Annotated in this window: 1 protein-coding gene; it reads left to right on the forward strand. The window is 58.8% G+C overall.

Features of this window, described 5'->3' with window-relative positions:
• A partial coding sequence (locus MO867_RS22815) for a putative holin (RefSeq protein WP_252473424.1) occupies nt 1–245 on the forward strand: 245 nt, incomplete at its 5' end.
• Nucleotides 246–337 lie beyond the last annotated feature (92 nt).

A 337-nucleotide genomic window follows, 5' to 3' on the forward strand; every position in this document is an offset into this window, starting at 1 on the left:
CGCAGCAGTTACCCGTAGTTCTATATAAAACCGCACTGGTCACTGGTGCCGTGGTTCTCGCCTATTGGCTAGACCGCAGTCTGTTTCACTACGCCCGCCCGCACGACTTTTTCCAGCTAGCCCTGCAGGTGCAAAACGACTCATTGGATGGTGCGCGGGCATTACGCCTTGTTGCCTCCCTCGCCACCCTGCGCCGTGCCCTGATCATCCTCGCCTGTGTACTCGGTCTAACCCTGGGGCTGTAACCATGACCAGAGCAGACCGAAACAGAATCCAGTGGGCCGCTGTAGGGTTTACCGGCATTCCCGCGCTGATCCTGGCTCTGGCCATTGTGCTG

This window comes from Microbulbifer okhotskensis (genome assembly GCF_023895975.1).
In the GTDB taxonomy this organism is placed as follows: domain Bacteria; phylum Pseudomonadota; class Gammaproteobacteria; order Pseudomonadales; family Cellvibrionaceae; genus Microbulbifer; species Microbulbifer okhotskensis.